Genomic DNA, 4,385 nt, shown 5'->3' on the forward strand with positions numbered 1-4,385 from the left:
GAATCTGCTGTTGCTTGGAAACTGGCAATTGAACGTAAAGATGGCCCAACATCGCTAATCTTCTCGCGTCAAAACCTTGCACAGCAAGATCGTGATGCAGAGCAAGTAGCGAACATCGCGAAGGGTGGTTACATCCTGAAAGATTGTGTTGGTAAGCCTGAACTTATCTTTATCGCAACGGGTTCTGAAGTTGAACTAGCAGTAGAAGCGGCAGCACAACTAACGGCTGAAGGTCGTCAGGTTCGCGTTGTTTCTATGCCAGCAACGGATACGTTCGACAAGCAAGACGCAGCGTACCGTGAAGCAGTATTACCAGCAGCTGTTACTGCTCGTGTTGCTGTAGAAGCGGGTATTGCTGATTTCTGGTTCAAATATGTTGGCCTAAATGGTCGTATCATTGGTATGACAACATTTGGCGAATCTGCACCTGCAGGCGAGCTATTCAAAATGTTTGGTTTCACCACTGAAAACGTAGTGAACAAAGCAAAAGAACTACTAGCATAATTGCTGGGTTCTTCTGCTAATGAAAGGCTTCCTTTGGGAAGCCTTTTTTATTTGCTCTCTATGAATGGAAATGCAAATGAAACAGTATTTATTGGTACTAAGCATATAAAAGCTAAATGGTGAGAAGAATCACATTTATGATGATTCTGAGCAACGCTTGTTATACACTTGCACGGCTTAATTCTTATGTAGCACGGATATGACACTAAAAGTCGCAATTAACGGATTTGGCCGCATCGGTCGCAGTGTGTTACGCGCCCTGTACGAGAGCGGTAAACACCAGCAAATAGACATCGTGGCAGTAAATGAGTTGGCTGAGCCTGAAGCAATGGCCCACTTGTTACAATACGACACTAGCCATGGTCGTTTCTTTAAGCCTGTCTCTCATGATCAGGAGCACTTGTTTATTGCCCATGAAAATGGCGAACAAGACTCTATTCGTATCCTTCATCAAACAGATATTAATTTACTGCCTTGGCGTGACCTCGATGTTGACATTGTGTTTGACTGTACGGGGATTTTTGGTTCGCGTGAAGATGGCTTAGCCCACATTCAAGCGGGCGCTAAGAAAGTGTTATTTTCTCACCCTGCTGCAACGGATATCGACAATACAATTATTTATGGTGTTAACCATGAAACATTGAAACCAGAAGACCGTATTGTGTCGAATGGTTCATGTACCACTAACTGTATTGTGCCTGTTATTAAAGTGCTGGACGATGCCTTCGGGATCGAGTCGGGCACTATCACAACGATTCACTCTTCCATGAATGACCAACAGGTCATTGATGCGTACCACACTGATTTACGTCGAACTCGCGCTGCGAGCCAATCAATTATTCCTGTTGATACTAAATTACATTTAGGTATCGGTCGTATATTTCCGAAACTTTCTGACAAGTTTGAGGCAATTTCGGTTCGTGTACCTACAATAAATGTGACGGCGATGGATTTAAGCGTCACAGTTAAAACAAATGTGAAAGTTAATGACGTAAATCAATCACTGTTGGACGCGACTCGTTGTACATTAGCAAATATAGTGGATTACACAGAAGCACCGCTGGTCTCAATCGACTTTAATCACGATCCCCATAGCGCGATAGTCGACGGTACACAAACCCGAGTCAGTAATCAGCATCTTATTAAAATGCTGGTGTGGTGTGATAACGAATGGGGATTTGCCAATCGGATGTTAGATACCGCATTGGCGATGCATCAAAGCTACGATGGTCTCCCAACGGGAGAGTAGCCTTTTAGCCTGTACTAACGGCTGAAAGTAGATAGACAGATAAAGTAAAGAATTCGTGAGTTTGGCACAGTGCCGAGCTTGAAAGATTTTAGCTAACTTTGAAAAGGGACAAAGAATGTCTGTAATCAAGATGACTGACCTGGAACTTGCAGGTAAACGCGTATTTATCCGTGCTGACCTAAACGTGCCAGTAAAAGACGGTAAAGTAACTTCAGATGCTCGTATTCTTGCATCTCTACCAACTATCAAAATGTGCCTAGAAGCTGGCGCAAAAGTAATGGTTACTTCTCACCTTGGTCGTCCTACTGAAGGCGAATACGCAGAAGAGTTTTCGCTAGCACCTGTAGTTAACTACCTAAACGACGCACTAGATTGCGACGTTAAACTAGCAAAAGATTACCTAGACGGCTTAGAGCTGAACGCAGGTGAGCTAGTTGTTCTTGAAAACGTTCGCTTTAACAAAGGCGAAAAGAAGAACGAAGAAGCACTATCTAAAAAATATGCTGCACTATGTGACATCTTCGTGATGGATGCATTTGGTACCGCTCACCGTGCGCAAGCATCGACTCACGGTGTTGGCATGAATGCTCCTGTAGCATGTGCGGGTCCGCTACTAGCCGCTGAACTTGAAGCACTTGGCAAAGCAATGGACAACCCAGCGCGTCCACTTGTTGCTATCGTTGGTGGTTCTAAAGTATCTACTAAACTGACTGTTCTTGAGTCTCTATCTAAAATTGCTGACCAACTTGTTGTTGGCGGTGGTATCGCAAACACATTCATCGCAGCTGAAGGCCACAACGTTGGTAAATCACTGTACGAAGCAGACTTAGTAGAGACTGCTAAGAAGCTAATGAAAGAGTGTGCAATCCCTGTAGCGACTGACGTTGCATGTGCGAAAGCATTCGACGAAAACGCAGAAGCAGAAATCAAAAACGTTGCTGACGTTCAAGACGACGACATGATCTTCGACCTTGGTCCAGATTCAACTGCTGCACTTGCTGAAATTATCAGCAATGCAAAAACAATTCTTTGGAATGGTCCAGTTGGCGTATTTGAATTCAAAAACTTTGAAGCAGGTACTGCAGGCATTTCTAAAGCAATCGCAGATTCAGAAGGCTTCTCTGTTGCCGGCGGTGGTGACACGCTAGCAGCTATCGATAAGTTCGGTATTAAAGCTGACGTTTCTTACATTTCTACTGGTGGTGGTGCATTCCTTGAGTTCGTTGAAGGTAAAGTACTTCCTGCAGTTGCAATGCTTGAAGAGCGTGCAAAAGCATAATTATTAATGTGGGAGCCTAGTGCTCCCATATTTAAATGTTTGTGAATTTGGTCAAGTTTTTATAGAATACTGTCCCAGTAGCAAACGTTTGCAAAGATTTAATATTCACAAAGACAACAAGTTATTAATAGGACTATTGTTATGTCTAAGATCTTCGATTTTGTAAAACCTGGTGTGATTTCTGGCGACGACGTACAGAAAGTATTTGAAGTAGCAAAAGAAAACAAATTTGCTCTTCCAGCTGTAAACGTAGTTAACACTGATACTATCAACGGTGTTCTAGAAGCAGCGGCTAAAGTTAAAGCGCCAGTTGTAGTTCAGTTCTCTAACGGCGGTGCTGGTTTCTTCGCTGGTAAAGGCGTTAAACTTGAAGGTCAAGGCGCACAAATCCTTGGTGCAGTAGCTGGTGCGAAATACGTACACGCTGTTGCTGAAGCTTACGGTGTTCCAGTTATTCTTCACACTGACCACGCTGCTAAGAAACTTCTTCCTTGGATCGACGGTCTACTAGACGCTGGTGAAGCATTCTTCGCAGAAACTGGTAAGCCTCTTTTCTCTTCTCACATGATTGACCTTTCTGAAGAGTCACTAGAAGAGAACATCGAAATTTCTGGTAAGTACCTAGCGCGTATGGCGAAAATGGGTATGACACTAGAAATCGAACTAGGTTGTACTGGTGGTGAAGAAGACGGCGTTGATAACTCTGATATGGACGCATCTGAGCTTTACACTTCTCCTGAAGACGTTGCTTACGCATACGAGAAACTAACGGCTATTAGCCCACGTTTCACTATTGCTGCATCTTTCGGTAACGTACACGGTGTTTACCAAGCTGGTAACGTTGTACTGACTCCAACTATCCTACGTGATTCTCAAGCATACTGTGCTGAGAAATTCGGTATCGCACCGAACGCACTAAACTTCGTATTCCACGGTGGTTCTGGTTCTTCTGAAGCAGAAATCCAAGAGTCTATCGGTTACGGTGTTATCAAAATGAACATCGATACTGATACACAGTGGGCATCTTGGGATGGCGTTCGTACATACGAAGCTGAAAACCGTGATTTCCTACAAGGTCAAATCGGTAACCCAACTGGCGAATCTGCGCCAAACAAGAAGTACTACGATCCACGCGTATGGCTACGTGCTGGTCAAGCTTCTATGGTTACTCGTCTTGAGAAAGCATTCTCTGACCTTAACGCAATCGACGTACTATAATTTTATAGTCGCCTATTGCTTTAAAGCATTTAAGCTTATGAAAAGCCCGCATTTTGCGTAATGCCGTTCACTTAACGTGAGCGGCATTGTTTTTTCTAACGGGATATCGATTTTTTGAGCACTTCAGTACTCTAG

Annotated in this window: 4 protein-coding genes; all 4 read left to right on the forward strand. The window is 43.7% G+C overall.

Annotated features, from left to right (window positions below; genetic code table 11):
- Positions 1-504 (forward strand): transketolase-like TK C-terminal-containing protein (locus tag ASV53_RS22900; protein ID WP_275657121.1); only part of this gene is annotated, 504 nt, incomplete at its 5' end.
- 199 nt (positions 505-703) lie between these two features.
- Complete coding sequence (gene epd / locus ASV53_RS22905; protein ID WP_062692829.1) at positions 704-1,753, forward strand: erythrose-4-phosphate dehydrogenase; 1,050 nt, start codon at positions 704-706, stop codon at positions 1,751-1,753.
- Between the two features lie 115 nt (positions 1,754-1,868).
- The gene (locus ASV53_RS22910; protein ID WP_094958828.1) at positions 1,869-3,032 is read left to right on the forward strand and encodes a phosphoglycerate kinase; all 1,164 of its coding nucleotides are present in this window, start codon (positions 1,869-1,871) and stop codon (positions 3,030-3,032) included.
- A 141-nt stretch (positions 3,033-3,173) separates the two neighbouring features.
- Entirely contained in the window at positions 3,174-4,250 is a 1,077-nt protein-coding gene (gene fbaA / locus ASV53_RS22915) for a class II fructose-bisphosphate aldolase (RefSeq protein WP_062692825.1), read from the forward strand.
- Positions 4,251-4,385: the final 135 nt, after the last annotated feature.

The sequence above is a fragment of the Photobacterium sanguinicancri genome (genome assembly GCF_002265265.1).
GTDB classification, from domain to species: Bacteria; Pseudomonadota; Gammaproteobacteria; order Enterobacterales; family Vibrionaceae; genus Photobacterium; species Photobacterium sanguinicancri.